Origin of the sequence: Micromonospora sp. NPDC048843, assembly GCF_040649965.1 — a bacterium.
Lineage (GTDB): Bacteria > Actinomycetota > Actinomycetes > Mycobacteriales > Micromonosporaceae > Micromonospora > Micromonospora hortensis.
The window spans coordinates 1-22,495 of the sequence record NZ_JBEZGJ010000126.1; the positions used below are offsets into that span (position 1 = coordinate 1).

The 22,495-nt window shown below is 70.9% G+C and carries 20 protein-coding genes; 12 read left to right on the forward strand and 8 right to left on the reverse strand.

Annotated features, from left to right (window positions below; translation table 11 throughout):
* Window positions 1–261: 261 nt before the first annotated feature.
* On the forward strand, window positions 262–924 hold the full coding sequence (locus AB0C20_RS25345; protein WP_357568880.1) for a C39 family peptidase: 663 nt from the start codon (window positions 262–264) through the stop codon (window positions 922–924).
* Between the two features lie 59 nt (window positions 925–983).
* On the opposite strand, the gene recQ is transcribed toward AB0C20_RS25345, so the two are convergent.
* Together recQ and AB0C20_RS25355 are read right to left on the reverse strand one after the other, a co-directional pair.
* Window positions 984–2,828 (reverse strand): DNA helicase RecQ, encoded by a 1,845-nt coding sequence (recQ, locus tag AB0C20_RS25350; protein WP_357191793.1) that lies wholly within the window; start codon window positions 2,826–2,828, stop codon window positions 984–986.
* A gap of 76 nt (window positions 2,829–2,904) precedes the next feature.
* Complete coding sequence (locus AB0C20_RS25355) at window positions 2,905–3,249, reverse strand: hypothetical protein (RefSeq protein ID WP_091403656.1); 345 nt, start codon at window positions 3,247–3,249, stop codon at window positions 2,905–2,907.
* 282 nt (window positions 3,250–3,531) lie between these two features.
* Between AB0C20_RS25355 and rapZ the strand changes: the two genes are divergently transcribed.
* From rapZ to AB0C20_RS25395, 8 genes are all read left to right on the forward strand, one after another.
* Window positions 3,532–4,404 (forward strand): RNase adapter RapZ, encoded by an 873-nt coding sequence (gene rapZ / locus AB0C20_RS25360; RefSeq protein ID WP_210785016.1) that lies wholly within the window; start codon window positions 3,532–3,534, stop codon window positions 4,402–4,404.
* Window positions 4,401–5,486 (forward strand): 2-phospho-L-lactate transferase CofD family protein, encoded by a 1,086-nt coding sequence (locus AB0C20_RS25365; RefSeq protein ID WP_357191790.1) that lies wholly within the window; start codon window positions 4,401–4,403, stop codon window positions 5,484–5,486. Before rapZ ends, AB0C20_RS25365 begins: the two co-directional genes overlap by 4 nt.
* A gap of 54 nt (window positions 5,487–5,540) precedes the next feature.
* The gene (gene whiA, locus AB0C20_RS25370) at window positions 5,541–6,521 is read left to right on the forward strand and encodes a DNA-binding protein WhiA (protein ID WP_030337350.1); all 981 of its coding nucleotides are present in this window, start codon (window positions 5,541–5,543) and stop codon (window positions 6,519–6,521) included.
* Between the two features lie 267 nt (window positions 6,522–6,788).
* Window positions 6,789–7,793, forward strand: a complete 1,005-nt coding sequence (gene gap / locus AB0C20_RS25375) for a type I glyceraldehyde-3-phosphate dehydrogenase (RefSeq protein WP_238649250.1) — start codon at window positions 6,789–6,791, stop codon at window positions 7,791–7,793.
* Window positions 7,790–8,989 carry a phosphoglycerate kinase gene (locus AB0C20_RS25380; protein WP_357191787.1) on the forward strand — a complete coding sequence of 400 codons (1,200 nt, stop codon included), beginning with the start codon at window positions 7,790–7,792 and terminating at the stop codon, window positions 8,987–8,989. The genes gap and AB0C20_RS25380 overlap by 4 nt, the downstream gene beginning before the upstream one ends.
* A complete protein-coding gene (tpiA, locus tag AB0C20_RS25385) occupies window positions 8,990–9,781 on the forward strand; it encodes a triose-phosphate isomerase (protein WP_357191785.1) in 792 nt (263 codons plus the stop codon). It abuts the gene before it with no gap.
* A 96-nt stretch (window positions 9,782–9,877) separates the two neighbouring features.
* Window positions 9,878–10,138: a preprotein translocase subunit SecG gene (gene secG / locus AB0C20_RS25390; protein WP_030337344.1), complete on the forward strand. Its 261-nt coding sequence runs from the start codon at window positions 9,878–9,880 to the stop codon at window positions 10,136–10,138.
* A 140-nt stretch (window positions 10,139–10,278) separates the two neighbouring features.
* Window positions 10,279–10,620: an RNA polymerase-binding protein RbpA gene (locus tag AB0C20_RS25395; RefSeq protein WP_357191783.1), complete on the forward strand. Its 342-nt coding sequence runs from the start codon at window positions 10,279–10,281 to the stop codon at window positions 10,618–10,620.
* A gap of 17 nt (window positions 10,621–10,637) precedes the next feature.
* Here AB0C20_RS25395 and pgl read toward each other — a convergent pair whose 3' ends face one another.
* The 6 genes from pgl to tkt form a co-directional block, all read right to left on the reverse strand.
* Window positions 10,638–11,408, reverse strand: a complete 771-nt coding sequence (pgl, locus tag AB0C20_RS25400) for a 6-phosphogluconolactonase (protein ID WP_357191781.1) — start codon at window positions 11,406–11,408, stop codon at window positions 10,638–10,640.
* Window positions 11,409–11,551: 143 nt separating this feature from the next.
* Entirely contained in the window at window positions 11,552–12,568 is a 1,017-nt protein-coding gene (locus tag AB0C20_RS25405; protein WP_357191779.1) for a glucose-6-phosphate dehydrogenase assembly protein OpcA, read from the reverse strand.
* Complete coding sequence (zwf, locus tag AB0C20_RS25410) at window positions 12,565–14,079, reverse strand: glucose-6-phosphate dehydrogenase (RefSeq protein WP_357191777.1); 1,515 nt, start codon at window positions 14,077–14,079, stop codon at window positions 12,565–12,567. Before zwf ends, AB0C20_RS25405 begins: the two co-directional genes overlap by 4 nt.
* A 99-nt stretch (window positions 14,080–14,178) precedes the next feature.
* A complete protein-coding gene (locus AB0C20_RS25415) occupies window positions 14,179–15,828 on the reverse strand; it encodes a glucose-6-phosphate isomerase (RefSeq protein WP_357191775.1) in 1,650 nt (549 codons plus the stop codon).
* Between the two features lie 40 nt (window positions 15,829–15,868).
* The gene (tal, locus tag AB0C20_RS25420) at window positions 15,869–17,044 is read right to left on the reverse strand and encodes a transaldolase (RefSeq protein WP_357191773.1); all 1,176 of its coding nucleotides are present in this window, start codon (window positions 17,042–17,044) and stop codon (window positions 15,869–15,871) included.
* Between the two features lie 15 nt (window positions 17,045–17,059).
* Window positions 17,060–19,198 carry a transketolase gene (gene tkt / locus AB0C20_RS25425; RefSeq protein WP_357191770.1) on the reverse strand — a complete coding sequence of 713 codons (2,139 nt, stop codon included), beginning with the start codon at window positions 19,196–19,198 and terminating at the stop codon, window positions 17,060–17,062.
* 266 nt (window positions 19,199–19,464) lie between these two features.
* Here tkt and AB0C20_RS25430 point away from each other — a divergent pair, with 266 nt between their 5' ends.
* From AB0C20_RS25430 to AB0C20_RS25440, 3 genes are all read left to right on the forward strand, one after another.
* The gene (locus AB0C20_RS25430) at window positions 19,465–20,418 is read left to right on the forward strand and encodes a heme o synthase (protein ID WP_112677042.1); all 954 of its coding nucleotides are present in this window, start codon (window positions 19,465–19,467) and stop codon (window positions 20,416–20,418) included.
* Window positions 20,419–20,869: 451 nt separating this feature from the next.
* Window positions 20,870–21,205: a hypothetical protein gene (locus AB0C20_RS25435; protein WP_088949242.1), complete on the forward strand. Its 336-nt coding sequence runs from the start codon at window positions 20,870–20,872 to the stop codon at window positions 21,203–21,205.
* 14 nt (window positions 21,206–21,219) lie between these two features.
* Window positions 21,220–22,140 carry a hypothetical protein gene (locus tag AB0C20_RS25440; RefSeq protein ID WP_357191767.1) on the forward strand — a complete coding sequence of 307 codons (921 nt, stop codon included), beginning with the start codon at window positions 21,220–21,222 and terminating at the stop codon, window positions 22,138–22,140.
* Window positions 22,141–22,495 lie beyond the last annotated feature (355 nt).

Genomic DNA, 22,495 nt, shown 5'->3' on the forward strand with positions numbered 1-22,495 from the left:
TCCCGGTCACGGCGCGCGCCGGCCCCGCCGGGAACACCCGCCAGGCCGCCTCGGTTACATCCCCCGCACGGCCGAGCACCACCACGGCCGACCCCGGGCGGGTAGGCGGAATGGCCTGCCACCGCGGATGGTTACACGCTGTCCCGACGCCGACCCCCCGTTGCGGGGTCACCGGGCAGAACCCCTCGAACTTCCCCCGCCCGCACCACCCCCCGTTGAGTGCCGTGCGGGCACACCCCCGATGCAGAGGAGCACGCCATCATGCGTACCGATCTGATCCGTAAGACCGCTCTGACCGCCGCCGGCCTCGCCTTCACCGGAGGCGCCATCGCCGGCCCCGTCACCACCGCCTTCGCCGCACCCACCACCAGCAAGCCGGCCACGCAGACCCAGACCGACCGCAAGAGCCACGGCGAGCGGGAACTCGGCGTGCGCTACGAAGCCCAGCCGAACTTCTACTACTGCGGACCCGCCGCCACCCGAAACGCCCTGTCCGTGCAGGGCAAGAACATCAACGTCGACGACATGGCCAAGGAAATGGGCACCACCGAGGCCGGCACCAACTCCATCAACGACATCACCCCCGTGCTGAACAAGGAAACCGGCAAGACCAACGCCTACCGGTCCGTGGAAATCAGCACCCCCGACGCCGACGCCAAGCAGACCGACACCCTGCGCGCCGACATCGTCAAGACCGTCGACGACGGCCGCGCCGTGGTCGCCAACATCGCCGGCACCAGCACCGACACCAACGGCGTCACCCACTCCTACGAAGGCGGGCACTACATCAGCGTCGTCGGCTACCACGACAACGGCAACACCGCCACCATCGCCGACTCCGCCGACCCCAACCAAGCCGCCTACCAGATCAGCGTCGAACACCTCGCCGACTGGATCGCCACCCGCGGCTACGCCACCAACTGACCCCCACCACATGCCGAAGGGCCGGACCCCACCACGGGGCCCGGCCCTTCGCCATGAGCTCAGTCGGCGGTGAGGACGGTCAGGATCTGCTCGCCGTACTTGGCGAGTTTGTTCTCGCCTACTCCGCTGACCCGGGACAGGTCGGCCAGTGTGCTGGGCGCGTCGCTGGCGATCTGACGCAGTGTGGCGTCGTGGAAGATGACGTACGCCGGGACGCCCTGCTCCTTGGCGGTGACCGCACGCCAGGCCCGCAGCCGCTCGAACAGCGACGCGGCGGCCGGGGTCAGCTCGGCCACGACTGTGGACGCGCCGCGCGGCTTCGATGAGCGGCTCGACGCGGGCTTCTCCGGCTCTCGGCGCATGGTGACCGTACGGCGGCGGGTGAGGACGTCGGCGCTCGCCTCGGTCAGCGCCAGCGTGCCGTAGTCGCCCTCCACGGCGAGGAGCCCTTCGGCGAGCAGTTGCCGGACCACGCCCCGCCACTCGGCCTCGCTGAGCTCGGAGCCGATCCCGAAGACGGTCAGCGAGTCGTGACCGTACTGACTGATCTTGTCGGTCGGCTTGCCGAGCAGGATGTCGATGCAGTGCCCGGCGCCGAAGCGCTGGTTGCGTTCGCGGTCGAGGCGGAAGACGGCGGAGAGCAACTTCTGGGCGGCGACGGTGCCGTCCCAGGTCTCCGGTGGGGTGAGGCAGGTGTCGCAGTTGCCGCAGGCGGCCGTCGTCGTCTCGCCGAAGTATTCGAGCAGTTGGACCCGCCGGCAGCGCACCGTCTCGCAGAGGGCGAGCATCGCGTCCAAGTGCGCGGCCAGGTTGCGGCGGTGGGCGAGGTCGCCGTCGGACGTCTCGATCATCTTGCGTTGCTGGACCACGTCCTGAAGCCCGTACGCCAGCCAGGCGGTGGACGGCAGGCCGTCACGGCCGGCGCGGCCGGTCTCCTGGTAGTAGCCCTCGACGGACTTGGGCAGGTCGAGGTGGGCGACGAACCGCACGTCGGGCTTGTCGATGCCCATGCCGAAGGCGATGGTGGCGACCATGACCAGGCCGTCTTCCCGTAGGAAGCGCTGCTGGTTGCGGGCGCGGGTGCCCGCGTCCAGCCCCGCGTGGTAGGGCAGCGCGGCGACCCCGTTGGCGGTGAGGAACTCCGCCGTCTTGTCGACCGAGGCCCGGGACAGGCAGTAGACGATGCCGGCGTCGCCGGGGTGCTCGTCGCGCAGCAGGGTCAGCAACTGCTTGCGGGGCTCGCGTTTGGGCACGATCCGGTACTGGATGTTGGGCCGGTCGAAGCTGGCCACGAAGTGCCGGGCGTCGTCGAGGTTGAGCCGGGTCGCGATCTCGGTGCGGGTGGCGCTGGTCGCGGTGGCGGTCAGGGCGATGCGGGGCACCTGCGGCCAGCGTTCGTGCAGCATCGAGAGGGCGAGATAGTCGGGGCGGAAGTCGTGCCCCCACTGGGACACGCAGTGCGCCTCGTCGATCGCGAACAGGGAGATGCGGCCCCGGTCGAGCAGGGCGAGGGTGGATCGGACGCCGAGCGCCTCCGGGGCCAGGTAGAGCAGGTCCAGTTCGCCGGCGACGAAGGCGGCCTCCACCCGCCGTCGGGCGTCCAGGGTCTGGGTCGAGTTGAGGAACCCGGCGCGTACGCCGACCGCGGTGAGGGCATCCACCTGGTCCTGCATGAGCGCGATCAGCGGGGACACGACGACGGCGACTCCGTCGCGGACGAGGGCCGGGATCTGGTAGCACAGGGACTTGCCGCCACCGGTGGGCATCAACACCAGCGCGTCGCCGCCAGCGACCACATGGTTGATCACGTCCTGCTGGAAACCACGGAACGCGTCGTAGCCGAAGACCCGGCCCAGCACGTCCAGGGCGTCGGAGGCGGTACGCAGGTCGGTGGGAGAAGCCATCCGGGGAGTCTACGAGCCGACGCCGACAGCGCCCGCCCGGCGCACCCGGGTCGGGTGGGCCGGACGGGCGAGGCGGTCAGCCGGGCTGGCTGGACCGGTTGGCCAGGCCGCGCGGCGGGGCCTTCATTCCGACCACGATGTCGACGATCTCGATGTAGCGGGCCTTGTTACCCATGCGGAAGGCGGTGGCCGCCGCGTTGATCTCCTCGAGGGTGTCAGCCTCGACCATGGTGACCTGGTCGTACTTGCCGTTCACCCCGGTGCAGACGACGTGGGTGAGCTGCTTGGCGAAGCGGCCCAGGTCGCGGGCGTGCTCGGCGGAGATCTCGTGGATGCCCTCGCGACCGAGGGCGAAGTACTCGGGGCTGATTCGCATGAACAGGAAGCCGACGTACTTGTTCTTGTCCGCCAGGTCGTGCATCGCACCCTCCAGATGTCGGTCTGACCTGCGACGATCACGTTGAGCGTATTGACAACTACTGATCGTCATCAAGCCTGCGCGCTGTCGGGAGGGCGACCCTCGACATGGTCCGCGGCAGCCGTCCGGCCACGGGTGCCGGGCCGCGACCCGGTGGCGGGATAGAGTCGCTGATTGACCAATCGCGGCCGAGGGCGGCCGCGGCGCCACGGCTTGGGGGTACGGGTGAGCGAGGCGCGCACAGCCGGTGACCGGATCGACGGCCCGGATGCCGATGACGAGCAGATGGCGGCTGAGTCGGAGACCACCCTCGTGGTGGTCACCGGCCTCTCAGGGGGTGGCCGCAGCACCGTGGCCCGGGCGTTGGAGAACGTCGGTTACTACGTCGTGGACAACCTGCCGCAGGCCCTGATGCTGGACATGGCCGAGCTGGCCTTCAAGGCGGGCGGCGCGGCCCGGCGTACCGCAATGGTGCTTGACGTGCGGTCGCGGGCCTTCTCCACCGACCTGGCCGGGGCGATCCGGGAGCTCAAGGAGCGCGGATTCTCGCCCCGGGTGGTCTTCGTCGACGCCGACGACGAGGTGTTGATCCGGCGGTTCGAGAGCGTTCGGCGTTCGCATCCGTTGCAGGGTGACGGGCGGCTGGCCGACGGCATCGCCGTGGAGCGCGGCCTGCTGGAGGAGGCCCGTGACCAGGCCGACGTGATCATCGACACCAGCCACCTGAACGTCAACCAGCTCCGGCGCCGCATCGAGGAGCTGTTCGGCGGCGAGGACGCCCGCCGGCTGCGGCTCACGGTGTTGTCGTTCGGCTTCAAGTACGGCCTGCCGCCGGACGCCGACTTCGTGTTGGACGCCCGGTTCCTGCCCAACCCGTACTGGGTGCCGGAGCTGCGGGAGCACACCGGGCGGGAGGAGGCGGTCAGCGCGTACGTGCTGGGCCAGGAGGGCGCGGACGCCTTCGTCGCCTCGTACGCCGACCTGGTCAACGCCACCACGACCGGCTTCGAGCGGGAGGGTAAGCGGTACCTCACCGTCGCCGTGGGCTGTACCGGCGGCAAGCACCGCAGCGTGGCCATCGCCGAGGAGTTGGCCAGCCGGCTACGTCACTCCGGGTTGGCGGCGAACGCCCAGCACCGCGACCTGGGGCGGGAATGACGGCCCGGCGGGTGGTGGCGTTCGGCGGCGGGCACGGCCTGTCCGCCTCGTTGCGGGCGCTGCGCCACTGCGCTCCCGAACTCGACCTCGACATCACAGCGGTTGTCACTGTGGGTGACGACGGCGGCTCCAGTGGCCGGCTGCGGGCCGAGCGGGGTGGCCTGCCGCCGGGAGATCTGCGCCAGGCGCTGGTGGCGTTGGCCGGGGACCACCCGGCCACCAGGCGCAGCGCCGGGCTGTTCCAGCACCGCTTCGCCGCCGCACCGGTGGGCGTACCCGGGCCCGCCGCGACCGGCCCAGGCCCGGCGGCGGGCGACCCGGACCGGGACGGCGCGGCCCCGCGCGGCACCGACACAGCCCCGCGCGGCACCGACGGGGCGTCGGCCGGCACCGACGGTCTGACCGGGCACGCCGTGGGCAACCTGGTGCTCTGCGGCCTCATGGAGCTGCTCGGCGACCCGGTGGCCGCGTTGGAGCACGCCGGCGCGATGCTCGGCGCTGTGGGCCGGGTGTTGCCGATGTCCCGTCAACCGGTCGGGATCGAGGCGCGGGTACGCGGTGCCGACCCGGCCGCCCCCGACGAGGTGCGCACGGTCAGTGGCCAGCACCAGGTGGCCGTCACCACCGGGCGGGTCGAGTCGTTGCGCCTTACGCCGAGCGCCCCACCTGCGTGCGCCGAGGCCATCGAGGCGATCCGGGCGGCCGATTGGTTGATCTTCGGGCCGGGCAGCTGGTACACGAGTGTGCTTCCGCACCTGCTGGTGCCGCAGTTGGCCGACGCGATCGTGTCCACCTCGGCCCGGCGGCTGGTCACGCTGAACCTCGCCGCGGAGAAGGAGACCCTCGGGCTCTCCGTCGCCGATCATCTCGCGGCGCTGCACTGGTACCTGCCCGAACTCAAGGTCGATCTTGTGCTCGCCGATGCCAAGGCGGTGGGTGACCCCGAACCGGTCGAACGTGCGGCAGAATCGCTGGGTGCCCGCCTGGTCCTCGCCCCCGTCGCCGTTGTCGACGGGACTCCCCGCCATGATCCGGCTGCCCTGGGCGCCGCGCTGGTGCCTGTCCTGGGCGCCGATCGTTAGACACGTACGTAATCTCCGGCGACACGCCGGAACAGGTCCGTGAGGGGACGCACAATGGCGATGACGGCCGCGGTCAAGGACGAGCTGAGTCGGGTCGACGTGCCCAAACCCTGCTGTCGGCGGGCGGAGATGGCCGCGCTGCTGCGCTTCGCTGGCGGGCTGCACATCGTTTCCGGCCGCGTGGTGGTGGAGGCTGAACTGGACACCGGGGCGGTGGCCCGGCGGCTGCGCCGGGAGATCGCCGAGGTCTACGGCTACCCCAGCGAGATCCACGTGCTGGCTTCCGGTGGGCTGCGCAAGGGCAGCCACTTCATCGTGCGGGTGGTCAAGGACGGCGAGGCCCTGGCGCGGCAGACCGGCCTGCTCGACGTGCGGGGTCGCCCGGTGCGTGGGCTGCCCCCGCACGTGGTGGCGGCCAACGTCTGCTGCGCGGTCTCCGCGTGGCGGGGCGCGTTCATGGCCCACGGCTCGCTCACCGAGCCGGGCCGCTCCAGCGCGTTGGAGATCACCTGCCCGGGGCCGGAGTCGGCGCTGGCGCTGGTCGGCGCGGCCCGTCGCATCGGCATCACAGCGAAGAACCGCGAGGTACGCGGGGTGGACCGGGTGGTCGTCAAGGATGGTGACGCGATCGCCGCGCTGCTCACCCGGATCGGCGCGCACTCCAGCGTGCTGGCCTGGGAGGAGCGCCGGGTACGCCGCGAGGTACGGGCCACCGCCAACCGGCTCGCCAACTTCGACGACGCCAACCTGCGGCGTTCGGCGCGGGCGGCGGTCGCCGCGGCCGCCCGGGTCACCCGTGCGCTGGAGATCCTCGCCGACGAGGCGCCCAACCACCTGACCGACGCCGGTCGGCTGCGTCTGGAGCACCGGCAGGCGTCGCTGGAGGAGTTGGGGGCCCTGGCCGACCCTCCGCTGACCAAGGACGCCATCGCGGGGCGGATCCGCCGGCTCCTGGCGCTGGCCGACAAGCGGGCCCGCGACCTTGGCATCCCGGATACGGAAGCAGCCGTCACGCCCGACATGCTCGTGGTCTGATAGGACGGTGGGGCCGCACGGTGCGCCCGGGAGCACTACCCGGCGCAGCGTGGTCTCGCACGCTCGGATAGGGTCGCTGCGTACGGCAAGGGGGCCGACACCGGCACTCCTCGTCGTGCCCCACCGCCTCGGGCGGTCAGGTCCTCAGACCGCGCGGCGGGGTGGCCGAGATGAACCGTCGACGGCCGGCTCCAACGGTCGGCGCACACCATTCCCGCCGGCCCGTTGTCTGAAGCCGGCGGACCAGAACGCGAGGAGATGGGACCTGTGACCATCCGGGTTGGCATCAACGGCTTTGGCCGAATCGGCCGTAACTTCTTCCGGGCAGTGCTGGCGTCTGACGCCGACATCGAGGTCGTGGCGGTGAACGACCTGACCGACAACGCCACGCTCGCCCACCTGCTCAAGTACGACAGCATCCTCGGTCGCCTGCCGTACGAGGTCAAGGCCACCGCCGACGAGATCACCGTCGGTGGCAAGACCATCAAGGCGTACGCCGAGAAGGACCCGTCGAAGCTGCCGTGGGGCGAGGTCGGCGCCGACGTCGTCATCGAGTCGACCGGCTTCTTCACCGACGCCACCAAGGCCAAGGCGCACGTCGACGGCGGGGCCAAGAAGGTCATCATCTCCGCCCCGGCGAAGAACGAGGACGTCACCGTCGTCATGGGTGTCAACCACGACACCTACGACCCGGCGAAGCACACCATCATCTCCAACGCCTCGTGCACCACCAACTGCCTCGCCCCGATGGCGAAGGTCCTGCACGACACGTTCGGCATCCAGCACGGTCTGATGACGACGATCCACGCGTACACCCAGGACCAGAACCTCCAGGACGCGCCGCACTCGGACCTGCGTCGTGCCCGGGCCGCCGCGCTGAACATCGTGCCGACCTCGACCGGCGCCGCCAAGGCGATCGGCCTGGTCCTGCCGGACCTCAAGGGCAAGCTCGACGGGTACGCCCTGCGGGTGCCGATCCCGACCGGCTCGGTCACCGACCTCACCGTCAACGTGGGTCGCGAGACCACAGTGGACGAGGTCAACGCCGCGCTGAAGGCCGCCGCGGATGGCCCACTCAAGGGCATCCTGGTCTACAACGAGGACCCGATCGTCTCCAGCGACATCGTGACCGACCCGGCGTCGTGCATCTTCGACGCGCCGCTGACCAAGGTCGTCGGCAACCAGGTCAAGGTCGTCGGCTGGTACGACAACGAGTGGGGCTACTCCAACCGGCTCGTCGACCTCGTCAAGCTGGTCGGTTCGTCGCTGTGAGCATCCGGACCCTCGACGATCTGCTCGCCGAGGGGGTGTCGGGTCGGCGCGTGCTGGTGCGCGCCGACCTGAACGTCCCGCTCGACAAGCAGACCGGTGCCATCACTGACGATGGTCGGATCCGCGCGGTGCTGCCGACCCTCGGCGCACTGGTCGAGGCCGGCGCGAAGGTTGTCGTCTGCTCGCACCTGGGCCGCCCGAAGGGCGCTCCGGACCCGCAGTTCAGCCTCGGCCCGGTCGCGGGGCGGCTCGGTGAGCTGCTCGGCGCGCCGGTCCACTTCGCCACCGACACCGTCGGTGACTCCGCCCGCGCCACCGTCGCCGACCTGGCCGACGGCCAGGTCGCCCTTCTGGAGAACCTGCGTTTCAACGCCGGTGAGACCAGCAAGGACGAGGCCGAGCGGGGGGCCTTCGCCGACCAGCTCGCCGCGTTCGGCGACGCGTACGTGGACGACGCGTTCGGTGCCGTGCACCGCAAGCACGCCAGTGTCTTCGACGTGCCGGCCCGGTTGCCGCACGTCGCGGGCCGGCTGGTGCTGCGTGAGGTCGAGGTGCTCTCCAAGCTCACCGGTGACCCCGAGCGCCCGTACGTGGTGGTGCTCGGTGGGTCGAAGGTGTCCGACAAGCTCGCCGTGATCGAGGCTCTGCTGCCGACTGTCGACCGGCTGCTCATCGGTGGCGGGATGTGCTTCACCTTCCTCAAGGCCCAGGGCCTGGAGGTGGGCACCTCGCTGCTGGAGAAGGACATGGTCGACACCTGCCGCAACCTGCTGGAGCGGTCCGGCGGCAAGATCATGCTGCCGGTCGACGTGGTGGTGGCGGACGCGTTCGCTCCGGACGCGGCGCACGACACGGTGCGGGTCGACGGCATCCCGAGCCACCGGCTCGGCCTGGATGTCGGCCCGGAGACGGTGGCCGGCTTCAGCGCCGCGCTGTCCCAGGCGAAGACGATCTTCTGGAACGGCCCGATGGGCGTGTTCGAGATGCCGGCCTTCGCGGCGGGCACCCGGGGGATCGCCGAGGCGATCACCAAGGCCGACGCGTTCAGCGTCGTCGGCGGCGGTGACTCGGCGGCGGCGGTCCGTGCCCTGGGGCTGGACGAGTCGTCCTTCGGGCACATCTCCACCGGTGGTGGCGCCTCCCTGGAATACCTCGAGGGCAAGACCCTCCCCGGCATCGCGGCCCTGGAGAACTGAATGTCGAGCACCACCCGCCGGCCGCTGATGGCCGGCAACTGGAAGATGAACCTCAACCACCTCGAGGCCAACCTGCTGGTGCAGAAGCTGGCGGCGAGCCTCACCGAGAAGCAGCTCACCGACGTCGAGACGGTAGTGCTGCCGCCCTTCACCGACCTGCGCACAGTGCAGACCGCTGTGGACGGGGACAAACTGCTCATCGGTTACGGCGCGCAGGACCTCTCCCCGCACGCGTCCGGCGCGTACACCGGGGACATCTCCGGGCCGCTGCTGGCCAAGCTCGGCTGCACGTACGTGGTGGTCGGGCACTCCGAGCGGCGGGCCTACCACAACGAGGACGACGCGCTGGTCAACGCCAAGGTCAAGGCGGCGCTCACGCACGGCCTGACGCCGATCCTGTGCGTGGGGGAGGGGCTGGACGTCCGCGAGCAGGGCACCCACGTGGCGCACTGCTCCGACCAGCTCGACGGCGGCCTCGCCGGGCTCACCCCCGAGCAGGTGCGGCAGGTCGTCATCGCGTACGAGCCGGTCTGGGCGATCGGCACGGGCAAGACGGCGACCCCGGACGACGCCCAGGAGGTCTGCGGGGCGGTGCGTCAGCGACTGGCGGAACGCTTCGACAAGGAGACCGCCGACCAGGTTCGGGTCCTCTACGGCGGCTCGGTCAAGGCGTCCAACATCGCCTCGATCATGGCCCAATCGGACGTGGACGGGGGCCTTGTGGGGGGCGCCAGCCTGGACGCCGAGGAATTCGCTCAGATCTGCCGGTTCCCGGAGCACCTCGCCCGCTGATCGCTCGGTATCCTTGACACCGCCCGTCCGCCGGTCGGTGCCGCCGTGCCCGATCAGACCGGGCGAGGATCGCTACGAGAGGAACTGACCCCAGCCATGCCGATCTGGTTCGCATACACGTTGATCGTGTTGCTGGTCATCACGAGCATTCTGCTCACCCTGCTGATCCTGCTGCACCGCGGCAAGGGTGGCGGTCTGTCGAGCATGTTCGGCGGTGGCGTCAGCTCCAGCCTTGCCGGCTCCTCGGTCGCGGAGAAAAACCTGGACCGCTACACCGTTCTGGTGAGCGTCGTCTGGTTCGCCGCCATCGTCGGCCTCGGGCTCTGGCTGCGCCTCCAAATGAACAGCGGCGCCTGAGCAGGCTCAGTAAGTCGTACAATCTGCGCGCGGTTCGTCACTCGACGGGCCGCGCGCAGGCTTTTCTCCGCTGCACCGCGTCGCCCGCCGCTCCACCCCCGAAGACGGCGGGTCCCCTCCGACGACAGGAGCGAGCAGCCGTGCCGAATGGCAACGTTATCCGGGGAGCCCGGGTCGGGTCCGCACCGATGCGCCCGGACGAGCGGCACCAACCCGCCCCCCGACAGGACGTCAGCTACTGGTGCCGTAACGACCACCGGGTCGACATCCGGATCGCCGCGGACGTCGACCCGCCAGCCCTGTGGGACTGCCCCCGCTGTGGCCTACCCGCCGGTCGGGACGCCCAGAACCCGCCGGGTCGCGTTCGCGCCGAACCGTACAAGAGCCACCTGGCGTACGTGAAGGAGCGACGCACCGCCGAGGAGGGGGAGGCCCTGCTCGCCGAGGCGCTCGCCGCACTACGCCGTCGACGCGGCGAGTAGCGGGTTCCTCCCCGCGCTCAGCGCAGGCTGCGCAGTCGGACGGGTACGTCGGCTGCGGCCGCCCGGTCCAGCAGCCAACGGGTGCGGTTCACGCCGTGCACGCCGGCCGCCGGCAACTGCACCGGCCCGGCGCCGGCCAACGCCATACCCACAGCGCGAGCCTTGTCGGCGCCGGCGGCCACCAGCCAGACCTCCTCGGCGGTGTTGATCGCCGGCAGGGTGAGGGTGGTCCGCGTCGGCGGCGGTTTGGGGCTGCCCCGCACCGCGCTCACCGGCCGGGTCTCGTAGCCCACCGGGTGCTCGGGGAAGACCGAGGCCACGTGGCCGTCCTCGCCGACGCCCAGCATCAGCACGTCGAAGTGCGGCAGGGTGGCGTGCCCGGGCCGGGCGGCGCGGGCCAGCTCCTCCGCGTACGCGGCAGCCGCCGCCTCGGGGTCGTTGCCGGCCGGGCCGTCCGAGGCCGGCATCGCGTGCACCCGGGCCGGATCCAGTGGCACCACGTCCAGCAGGGCCGTCCGGGCCTGCGTCTCGTTGCGGTCCGGATCACCGGCGGGCAGGAACCGTTCGTCGCCCCACCACACGTCGACCCGGGACCAGTCCACCGCGTCGCGGGCCGGCAGCGTCGCCACCGCCCGGTACACGGCCGCGGCGACCCGACCTCCGGTGAGCACCACCGAGGCTTCGCCCCGGTCGGCCTGGGCGTCGAGCAGCTTCACCAGCAACCGGGCCGCCACTGCCTGCGCCAGCAGGTCGGCGTCGGCGTGGACGGCGACACTCGCCTCACTCATGGTTGCGCCTTCGTTTCCCGACCGCGAGGCGGTCGCTGTCGTGCCCGGGGCGGTGTGCCCGAGGTGGTGGGGCGAAAGCCCCGGAGATTGCGGGGCAGGGCCGGTGCGTACCGGCCCTGCCCGACGGTGTGCCCCGGATGGGCTCAGCCCTCGCCGCTCGTGCCGACGTGCGCGGTCACCCCGGCCTCGGCGCGCTGCGCGGTGGCCGGATCCTTCCAGACGTGGACCCGCTGCGGGGGGCGCTGGTCCAGCCCGCGCAGCCCGACCGTGGCGCCCAGCGCCTCCGCGTACACCTGGTCGGCGTCCAGCCGGCGCAGCTCCTCGGCCAGCTCGTCGCCGAGCGGGCGGCGCACCAGCGGCAGGGCCCTGTCGTCCTGGCCGGTCCGCCGGAACACGGCCATGCTGTCCTCGCGGCTCAACGTCAACTGGTCGCCGTTGGCGCAGCTGAGCTGCACCTCCCGCATCCGAGGGAACTCGTCGCTGTCCACCCGGCGCGGGGTGATGCCGAGCCGGCTGGACAGCCAGCCGGCCATCAGCGCCGCCGTCGGGTCGGTGGGAGGCGCGACGATTGTCGCCTCGGTGACCTTGGCGCTGGTGGTGTCGAACGCCCCGGCGACCAGGGTGCGCCACGGGGTGATCCGGGTCCACGCCAGGTCGGTGTCGCCCGGGGCGTAGTCCCGGGCACGCTGCCGCAGCGCCTCCACCGGGTCGGCGGCCTGCGCGGAGTCGGTGATCCTCCGGTCGGCCACCACCCCGAGGAAGTCGGTGGCGATCTCCGCGGGCGGCTCGCCGTGCCACCAGGTGACAACCGGTACGTCGGGAACGAGCAGCGGCATCACCACCGACTCGGCGTGCAGGGACAACCGGCCGTACATCCGGGTGACCACCGCCTCGCACGGGCCGAGCCGGCCACCGACCACGATCTCCGCGTCCAGTCGGTTGCGGTCCCGCTCGATCTCCGAGCGGACCACCACCAGGAGGCGACACGGGTGCGCGGCGGCCGCGATGGTCGCCGCGGCCTCCGCCTCCCGGACCCGCTTCTCGTCCACGACCACGATGAGGGTGAGCGCCATGCCGCTGGCCACACCGCCGGCGCTGCGCCGCTCGGCGGCGAGCGCCTTGACCACCTCGTTGCCGGTGGTGTCCCACAGCCCGATCATGCTCTTCTCCAGGCGCGGCCCTCGCGGGCCAGCATCTCGTCGGAGGCCCGAGGGCCCCACTCGCCGGCCCGGTACGGCTCCGGGGTGGTGCCCTCCCAGGCGTGCTCCAGCGGGTCGATCACCTGCCAGCTCTGCTCGACCTCGGCCGCGTCCGGGAACAGGGTGCGGTCGCCGATCAGCACGTCCAGCACCAGACGCTCGTACGCCTCGGGGCTGGACTCGGTGAACGCCTCGCCGTACTGGAAGTCCATGGCGATGTCGCGGACCTCCATTGTCGTGCCCGGCACCTTCGAGCCGAACTTGAGCACCACGCCCTCGTCCGGCTGCACCCGGATGACCAGCTGGTTGTTGCCCAGCGACTCCATGTCGGCGTCGTTGAACGGCAGGTGCGGCGCCTTCTTGAACATGATGGCGACCTCGGTGACCCGCCGGGGCAGCCGCTTACCGGCGCGGATGTAGAACGGCACCTCCGCCCAGCGGCGGTTCTGGATGCCCAACCGCACCGCCACGTACGTCTCAGTGGTGGAGCCGGCGGGAACGTCCCGCTCATCCAGGTAACCGACAGCGCGTTCGCCGCCGACCCAGCCCGGCAGGTACTGACCGCGGACGGTGTCCCGGGCCACGTCCTTGGGCAGTGTGATGGCCTTGAGCACCTTCAGCTTCTCGGCCCTGATCTCGTCGGCGTCGAAGCTGGTCGGCTCCTCCATCGCCACCAGGGCGAGGAGTTGGAGAAGGTGGTTCTGCAGCACGTCGCGGGCGGTGCCGACGGTGTCGTAGAAGCCGGCGCGGGTGCCGATGCCGACGTCCTCCGCCATGGTGATCTGCACCGAGTCGACGTACTTGGAGTTCCACAGCGGCTCGAACAGGTTGTTGGCGAACCGCAGGGCGAGGATGTTCTGAACCGTCTCCTTGCCCAGGTAGTGGTCGATCCGAAAGACGTCCTGCCGGGTGAACACGTCGTCGACGAGGTCGTTGAGCGCCTTCGCCGAGGGCAGGTCGTTGCCGAACGGCTTCTCCACCACGACCCGGCGCCAACCGCCGGACTTTTCGTTGTCGGCCATCCCGGTGCGGGCCAGTTGCTTGAGTACGACCGGGAACGCGGCCGGCGGGATGGAGAAGTAGAACGCCGCGTTGCCGGCGATGCCGTGGGTCTGACGCAGATCGTCGAGCGTCGAGGCGAGCTGGTCGAAGGCGTCGTCGTCGTCGAACGATCCACCCACGAACTTGATGTTGCCGGCCAGCCGCGCCCACACCTCGTCCCGCCACGGGGTGCGGGCGTGCTTGCGGGCAGCCTCGCAGGCCAACGTCTCGAAGTCGCCGTCACCCCAGTCGCGGCGCGCGAAACCGAGCACCACGAAGCCCGGCGGCAACAGCCCTCGGTTGGCCAGGTCGTAGACCGCAGGGAGCAGCTTCTTGCGGGCCAGGTCGCCGGTCACCCCGAAGATCACCAGAGCGCAGGGCTCCGGGATCCGGGGCAACCGGCGGTCCTGCGGGTCGCGCAGCGGGTTCACCGAGCCATCGTCGGTTCGCGACTGCGGGGCTCGCAAACCCGACTCACTCCTCGCGCTCACGGCGCCCCCTCGCTTCCGCTTCAGTCACGTCGTCCATCCTCACGCCCGCAGATCACCGGCCGCGTTCAGTAGTTGGGCGACGCCGGCGGCCCGATCGGTCAGGTGCAACCGCAGCACCGGCCGCTCCCGACCGGCGAGAGCCTGCCGGTCACCGGCGGCCTGCGCCGCCTGCAACTCACCGAAGGTGTACGGCTTGCCCGGCACCGCGAGGTCCTCGGCGACCGCGCCGGTCACCTGGAGGTAGCTGCCCACCTGCGGGCCGCCCTTGTGGTACTGGCCGGTCGAGTGCAGGAACCGCGGACCCCAGCCGAAGGTGACCGGCCGGCCACCCGCCTGCGCCAGCAGCGACCGCAGGCGGGCCGCGTCGGCGTCGGCGAACCGGTCGAGGTACGCCATCACCGCGAGGTAACCGTCGTCGCCCAGCCCGTCGAGCAGCCAACGCAGCACACCGGCCAGGTCCCCGGGGGCGCCCTGCGGGGCGTACACCTCGATCGCGCCCTCGGTGAACGACGGCGCCTCCGCCGGCAGGCCCGAGGCCAGGATCTTGTTGGTGTTCTCCTTGGACTCGGTGACGTTCGGCTGGTTGAACGGGTCGATGCCGAGCACCACGCCGGCCACCGCTGTGGCGTATTCCCAGGCCAGGAACTGCGCGCCCAGCGGGCCGTTGACGGCCACGTCCGGGTTGGCCCCGCCGCCCGCCATGTCACCAGGGGCCAGCGCGCCGCCGTAGCTGACTGTCAGCACGTCCGCGCCGGTGGCGCCGGGGCTCTGCGGAGACTCCACCACCACCGGAAGGATGCCCACCCCGGCCTTGCCGGTCGACTCGGCGATCAGCTGCTCGGCCCAGTCACCGAGCCCGTCGATGCCGGTGCCGTCGGAGACCAGGGCGACCTTGTCCCGGGCCAGCGTGGCCGCGGCGCCCAGGGCGGCGCCCAGCGCCAGCGCCGGGTTGTTCTGGTCCGCGCCGAGCGACGTGGCCAGCGCGTCGGCCTGGTCGAGCAGCTCCCCGACCTCGACCCCGGCCAGCGCCGAGGGCACCAGGCCGAACGCGGTCAGCGCCGAGTACCGGCCGCCGACGTTCGGGTCGGCGAGAACTGTGAACGCGCCCATCTCGGCCGCTGTGGCCTCCAGCGGCGAACCCGGATCGGTGACGATGACGAAGTGCCGGCCGGCCTCCGCCTCGGTCATCCCGGCGTCCAGGAACGCCTGCCAGTACGCGCGCCGGTGGCTGTCGGTCTCCACAGTCGACCCGGACTTGCTGGCCACCACGACGACGGTGCGCTCCAGCCGGTCACCGAGCGCCGCCCGGACCTGGCCCGGGTCGGTGGTGTCCAGCACTGTCAACGGGCGGCCCAGCGTCCGGGTGATCACCTCGGGCGCGAGCGACGAACCGCCCATGCCGGCGAGCACCACGTGATCCAGGTCGGCCAGTTCCGCTGTCAGCTCGGCCAACTGGGCGAGCAGCTCGCGGCTGCGCCGGTGGGTGTCCACCCAGCCCAGCCGGATCTTCGCCTCGGCCTCGGCGTCCGGACCCCACAGGGTCGCGTCCTTGCCCGCCAGCTTGCCCGGGACGCCGGCCTTGACCAGCGCGTCCCGGGTCGAGGCGGGCGCGGCCTTGTCGACCGCGTCCGCGCCGAACACGGCGAGCCCGGCGGCTGCCTCCACCGGCCCGGCGAGAAGGTCGCTCATGCCGTCACTCCGCTTCGCTCGCTTCGCTCGCTGCGCTCGCTCATGCGCCACCGGCCTTCTCGGCGGCGTTGGCGTTGCCCTTGGCCGCCTTGTTCGGGGCGCCCTTGCCCTTGGCCGCCGCCTCCAGGGACTTGCGGACCCCGTCGAGAAGCTCCTGCCAGCTGGCCTCGAACTTCTCCACGCCCTCGCGCTCCAGGGTGACGATCACGTCGTCCATGTCCACGCCGACCGACTCCAGGTCGGCGAACACCTTCCGGGCCGCGTCGTAGGCGCCGGTGATGGTGTCGCCGCGGGTCTCGCCGTGATCGGCGTACGCGTGGATGACCGACTCCGGCATGGTGTTGACAGTGCCGGGAGCGATCAGCTCCTCGACGTAGATGACGTCCCGGTAGTCCGGGTTCTTCGTCGAGGTGGACGCCCACAGCGGCCGCTGCGGGTGCGCGCCGGCGGCGGCGAGCGCCTTCCAGCGGTCCGAGGAGAAGACCTCGGTGTAGCGCTCGTACGCCAGCTGCGCGTTCGCGACGGCGGCCTTGCCCTTGAGTGCCTTCGCCTGGTCGGAGCCGACCTTCTCCAGTCGCTTGTCGACCTCGGAGTCGACCCGGGAGACGAAGAACGACGCCACCGAGCCGATCTTCGACAGGTCGTGGCCGTTCGCCTTGGCCTGCTCCAGGCCGGCGAGGAACGCCTCCATGACCGCCGAGTAGCGGTCCAGACCGAAGATCAGCGTGACGTTGACGCTGATCCCCTCGGCGAGCGTGTCGGTGATCGCCGACAGGCCCTCCTCGGTGGCCGGGATCTTGATGAAGAGGTTGGGGCGGTCGACCAGCCACCACAGGGCCTTGGCCTCGGCCACCGTCCGGTCGCTGTCGTGCGCCACCCGGGGGTCCACCTCGATGGAGACCCGGCCGTCGACACCGTCGCTGCCGTCGTACGACGGGCGCATCACGTCGCAGGCCCACCGCACGTCGTACGTGGTGAGCATGCGCACCGACTCCTCGACCTCGATGCCACGGGTGGCGAGGTCGCGCAGCTGCCAGTTGTACTCGTCGGCGTCGCTCAGCGCCTTGGCGAAGATCGTCGGGTTGGTGGTGACGCCGGCCACGTGCTTCTCGCGGCGCAGCTGGTCCAGCCCGCCGGAGCTCAAACGCACCCGGGAAAGATCGTCGAGCCAGACCGCCACACCCGCGGCGGTGAGCTCATTCAGCTTGTCCGTCATGCCATCCACGCTCCCTCAGTTGCCGGTCGTGAAACCGGTGATGTCGCCCACCCGGGCCAGCGAGGCGTGTGCTGCCGCCACGATCCGGTCGGGGGTGAACCCGAACTGCTCGAAGAGCACGGTGTGCGGGGCACTCGCTCCGTAGTGCTCCAGGCTCACGCTCTCGCCCAGGTCACCGACGACACCGCGCCAGGACATCGCGATGCCCGCCTCCACGCTCACCCGTGCCTTTACCCCGCGCGGGAGCACCGACTCCCGGTACGCCTCGTCCTGCTCGTAGAACCACTCCTGGCAGGGCATCGAGACGACCCGGGTCGGGGTGCCGTCGGCCTCCAGCCGCTCCCGGGCGGTCAGGCAGAGCTGCACCTCGGAACCGGTGCCGACGATGATCACCTGAGGCTTGCCGTTGGACGCCTCGGCCAGCACGTAGCCGCCCTTGGCCACGCCCTCCGCGCCGCCCAGGACGTCGCGGTCCATGGTCGGCAGCGGCTGACGGCTCAGCGCCAGCGCGGTCGGCCGGTCGGTGTGCTCCAGCGCCTGCCGCCAGGCCCAGGCGGTCTCGTTGGCGTCCGCCGGACGGACCACGTCCAGACCCGGGATGGCGCGCAGCGCGGTCAGGTGCTCCACCGGCTGGTGGGTCGGGCCGTCCTCGCCGAGGCCGATCGAGTCGTGCGTCCAGACGTAGGTCACCGGCAGCTTCATCAGCGCGGCCAGCCGCACCGACGGACGCATGTAGTCGCTGAAGACCAGGAACGTGCCGCCGTACGGGCGGGTGCCACCGTGCAGGGCGATGCCGTTGAGGATCGCGCCCATGGCGTGCTCACGGATGCCGAAGTGCAGCGTGCGGCCGTACTCGTGGCCGGGGAAGTCCTTGGTGGCGTGCGCGGCCGGGATGAACGACGGCTCGCCCTTCATCGTGGTGTTGTTGCTCTCGGCCAGGTCGGCCGAGCCGCCCCACAGCTCCGGGAGCACCGGCGCGAGCGCTTCCAGCACCTTGCCGGAGGCGGCCCGGGTGGCCACCCCCTTGGCGTCCGCGGGGAAGACCGGCAACGCATCGGTCCAGCCGTCGGGGAGTACGTGACCAGCCAGCCGCTCGTAGAGCGCGGTGCGCTCCGGGTTGGCCTTCTTCCAGGCGTCGAACGCGGTGGTCCACTCCTGCTGGGCGTCGGAGCCGCGGCCCATCACCGTGCGGGCGTGGCTGAGCACCTCCTCGTCGACCTGGAAGGTCTGCTCCGGGTCGAAGTCGAGGATCCGCTTGGTGGCCTTCACCTCGTCGGCGCCGAGCGCCGAACCGTGGATCTTGCCAGTGTTCTGCTTGTTGGGCGCGGGCCAGCCGATGATGGTGCGCAGCGCGATGAAGGAGGGGCGGGCGGTCTCCGCCTTGGCGGCCACCAGCGCCGCGTACAGCGCCTCCGCGTCCTCGTGGTAGTCGCCCTGGTCGGCGTCGCCGCTGCGCCAGTCGACGGTCTGCACGTGCCAGCCGTACGCCTCGTAGCGGGCGGCCACGTCCTCGCTCTTGGCGATCCTGGTGTCGTCCTCGATGGAGATCTCGTTGTCGTCGTAGATCACCGTGAGGTTGCCCAGCTGCTGGTGCCCGGCGAGGGCGCTGGCCTCGTGGCTGATGCCCTCCTCGATGTCACCGTCGGAGACGATGCACCAGATGTCGTGGTCGAAGACGGACGCGCCGAGCTCGGCCTCGGGGTCGAACAGGCCGCGCTCGCGGCGGGCCGCCATGGCCATGCCGACGGCGTTGCCCAGGCCCTGCCCGAGCGGACCGGTGGTGGTCTCCACGCCTGGCGTGTGCCCGTGCTCGGGGTGCCCCGGCGTCTGCGAACCCCACTGCCGCAGCGACTTGAGGTCGTCCAGGCTCAGCGGGTAGCCGGAGAGGAACAGCTGGATGTAGAGCGTCAGGCTGGAGTGCCCGGCGGAGAGAACGAACCGGTCGCGGCCGGGCCAGTTCGGGTCGGCCGGGTTGTGCCGCATGACGCGGTTGAAGAGGAGGTACGCCGCGGGCGCGAGGCTCATCGCGGTGCCCGGGTGACCGTTGCCGGATTTCTCTACGGCGTCCATGGCCAGCACGCGGACGGTGTCTACGGCCCGGCGATCGAGGTCGGACCAGTTCAGTGCGGAGTGCTCGGGTCGTTTAACAGCCACGATGGTTGTGCTCCTCGGCAGATGGGCGGAACCCTCACCGATGACCTTATCGAGCGTCCCTAAACGTGCGCCCGGGGATCTGCGCATGGTGTGCGCTACGTGACCATCCGGATGCTCGGTTCAACCCGGTGGTGTGACGGCCCGCACCGTTGTCGGGTCGGCCGGGCAGCCAAAACGACGACGCGTAGTGTGTGGGGCGGTATGCGGACCCGAGCGGTCCCGACCAATCCGATCTCCCCGTGCCCGATGCCGGAAGGTGGCAATCCGTGAGCATGATCACCGAGCGCCCCGCGAGCAACCCGGCCGGGCCTCACCCGGCGCGGGCGGCCGAGGGCCCGGTGGCCCGGCGGGACGTACGCGCGGTCCTCTCGGCGTACGTGGCGCTCACCAAGCCTCGGATCGTCGAGTTGCTGCTGGTCACCACCATCCCGGCGATGATGCTCGCCGAGGGCGGGCTGCCGTCGCTGTGGCTGATGGCCATCGTGCTGATCGGCGGCTCCCTCGCCGCCGGCGCGGCCAGCGTCCTCAACTGCTACATCGACCGTGACATCGACCAGCTGATGCGGCGTACCAAGCGTCGGCCGCTGCCGGCGCACACCGTGTCGCCGCGAAGTGCGCTGATCTTCGGTCTGGTGCTGGCGGCGGTGTCGGTGGCCCTGATGGCGGCGTTCACCAACCTGCTGGCCGCCGGGCTGACCCTCGCCGCGATCGCCTACTACGACCTCGTCTACACCCTGTGGCTCAAGCGCTCCACCCCGACGAACACCTTCTGGGGCGGCGCCTGCGGGGCGGCGCCGGTGCTGATCGGGTGGGCCGCGGTGACCGGCTCGCTGGCGCCGGCCGCCTGGGGGCTCTTCGCTGTGGTCTTCTTCTGGCAGATGCCGCACTTCTACCCGCTCGCCATGAAGTACAAGGACGACTACGCCCGGGCCGGCATCCCGATGCTGCCGGTGGTGGCCTCGATCCGCCGGGTGAACGCCGAGATCCTGATCTTCGCGTGGCTCACGGTGCTCACCTCCCTGGCCGTCTGGCCGCTGGGGCTCAGCGCGATCTACGGGGTGCCGACCCTGGTGGTGGGTGCCATCTTCGTGGTCGAGGCACACCGGCTCTGCCGGCGCGCGACGCGCGGCGAGGCGGTCAAGCCGATGCGGCTGTTCCACTGGTCGACGACGTACCTGACGATCGTCTTCGTGGCCGTCGCGCTCGACGCGCTGATCTGACCCGTCCCGCACGGCCCGGCACTGCCCTTCGCGTCCCATGTGAAGGCCTCCGTCCGTGGCTGCTTCCGTCCGTCGGCTTCGCTGGTTGTCGGCTTCGCTGGTTGTCGGCTTCGTTGCGTGCCGCAGCTCGGTTCGTCGGCCCTCGCGCTGTCCGTCGGTCATCGTCCCTTGGTTCGGCCCGACGGCGAATGCCGCCGATGATCTACTGACTAATCATGGACGTGGATGAGTTGTCCGGGTTTAACGTCACATCAGAGTAACTTTCGGCATGAGTCGGATCGGCTCAACCTAGGGCGGTTCACTGCCGATTCACCGAGGTGCTTTGAGCGCAAAAGTCGGTAAATAAACGGACAGCCAACCTGTGGTCGTCCTTAAACCTGTAGGTAATTGGCATCACAAAAGGTTCATGGTTCTCGCCCCACGGGGTGCAACTCTGCTTAGGCTTCGCGTCATGGCAGATGGTTCCGATACGACGCTGACGGCCGAGCAGACCGCCGGCGAGCAGACGCCCCAAGGCCTGGTCGCGGGCCTCAAGGCGTTCGCGGCCGGACACGGCGGCGCGAAGGCGGTCATCGAGTACGTCGGCAAGCGTGGCGCGCGGATCGTCCTGGTGGGTTCCGACGGCGAGTGGGGCGACCAGTTCGCCGACGACACCGTCACCGCCCGGGAGGCGTGCGCCAAGGCGGGAGTCACCGTCGAGAACGCCTGGGAGCGTGAACTGATGGACCAGATGCGTCCGAGCAACGACCTCTGGCGGTCGATGGCCCGGCGCACGATGGCCCGCTGAAACCGACAGCTGAATTGACCACATATCACCAGTCGACCCGGGGGGAACCCCGGGTCGCTCTCGTCACCTGCTCGGACCTGGCCGACCTCGACCCGGACGACCGGCTGGTCCTGGCCCCGCTCGCCGCCCGTGGCATCGCCGTCCAGGCCGCCATCTGGGACGACCCCGACGTCGACTGGTCGTCCTACGACCTGGTCGTGCTCCGCTCACCCTGGGACTACGCGCTACGCCGCGACGAGTTCGTTTCCTGGGCGGCCACCGTGCCGACGCTGGTCAACCCGGCGGACGTGGTCCGCTGGAACACCGACAAGCGCTACCTCGCCGAGCTGAGCGCCGCCGGCGTGCCAACCGTGCCGACGTCGTGGATCGAGCCGGGGGAGAGCTGGCAGTTGCCCGCCGAGACCGGCGAGTACGTGCTCAAGCCCGCGGTCAGCGCCGGTAGCCAGGACACCGGCCGGTACGACCTGGCCGACCCGGAACACCGGGACCTGGCCGCCGCACACGTTCGCCGGCTCTCCGGGGCCGGCCGGGTCACCATGGTCCAGCCGTACCTGCGGGCCGTCGACACCGAGGGCGAGACCGCCCTGCTCTTCCTGGCCGGCCCCCATGGGCTCGCGTTCAGCCACGCGATCCGCAAGGGTCCGATGCTGTCCGGGCCGGACCTCGGCCCGGACGGGCTCTACAAGGCCGAAGAGATCACCGCCCGCACCGCTCGCCCCGAACAGTTGGCGGTGGCCGAGCAGGCCCTCGCGACGGTGCCCGGCGGAACCCGACAGCTGCTCTACGCCCGGGTCGACCTGATCCCCGGCCCTGACGGCGAGCCGGTCCTGGTCGAGCTGGAGCTGACCGAGCCGTCGCTCTTCATCGGGTACGCGGACGGCGCCCCCGACCGCCTCGCCACCGCGATCACCACTCACCTGGCCCGCAACGCCTAACCCCTCACAGGGGAAGCAACCCCCGAGCGACCGCCCAGGCTGCCTGCCAGCCCGTGCGTCCGTGCCGCCCGGCGCCCGTGGGTCCGTGCCGCCGTGCGGTCCGTGCCGCCGTGCGCCCGTGCCGCTGTGTCCGTGCCGTCCTGTCGCCCGTGCGTCCGCGCCGTCGCCGGCAAGATCACACAACATCCCGGTTGTAGTGGCTTCCCGGCGGTCCGTGGCCACTACATCCTGGTTCGAGTGCGATCTTGGTAGCCGTGGGCGGCCAAACCCGGGCTTCGGTCTCCTTGCGGGCGGTTTGGTCGTCAAGATCCGCGCAATATCAGTGATGTTGCTGTCTCCCGCGTGTCGGAGGCAG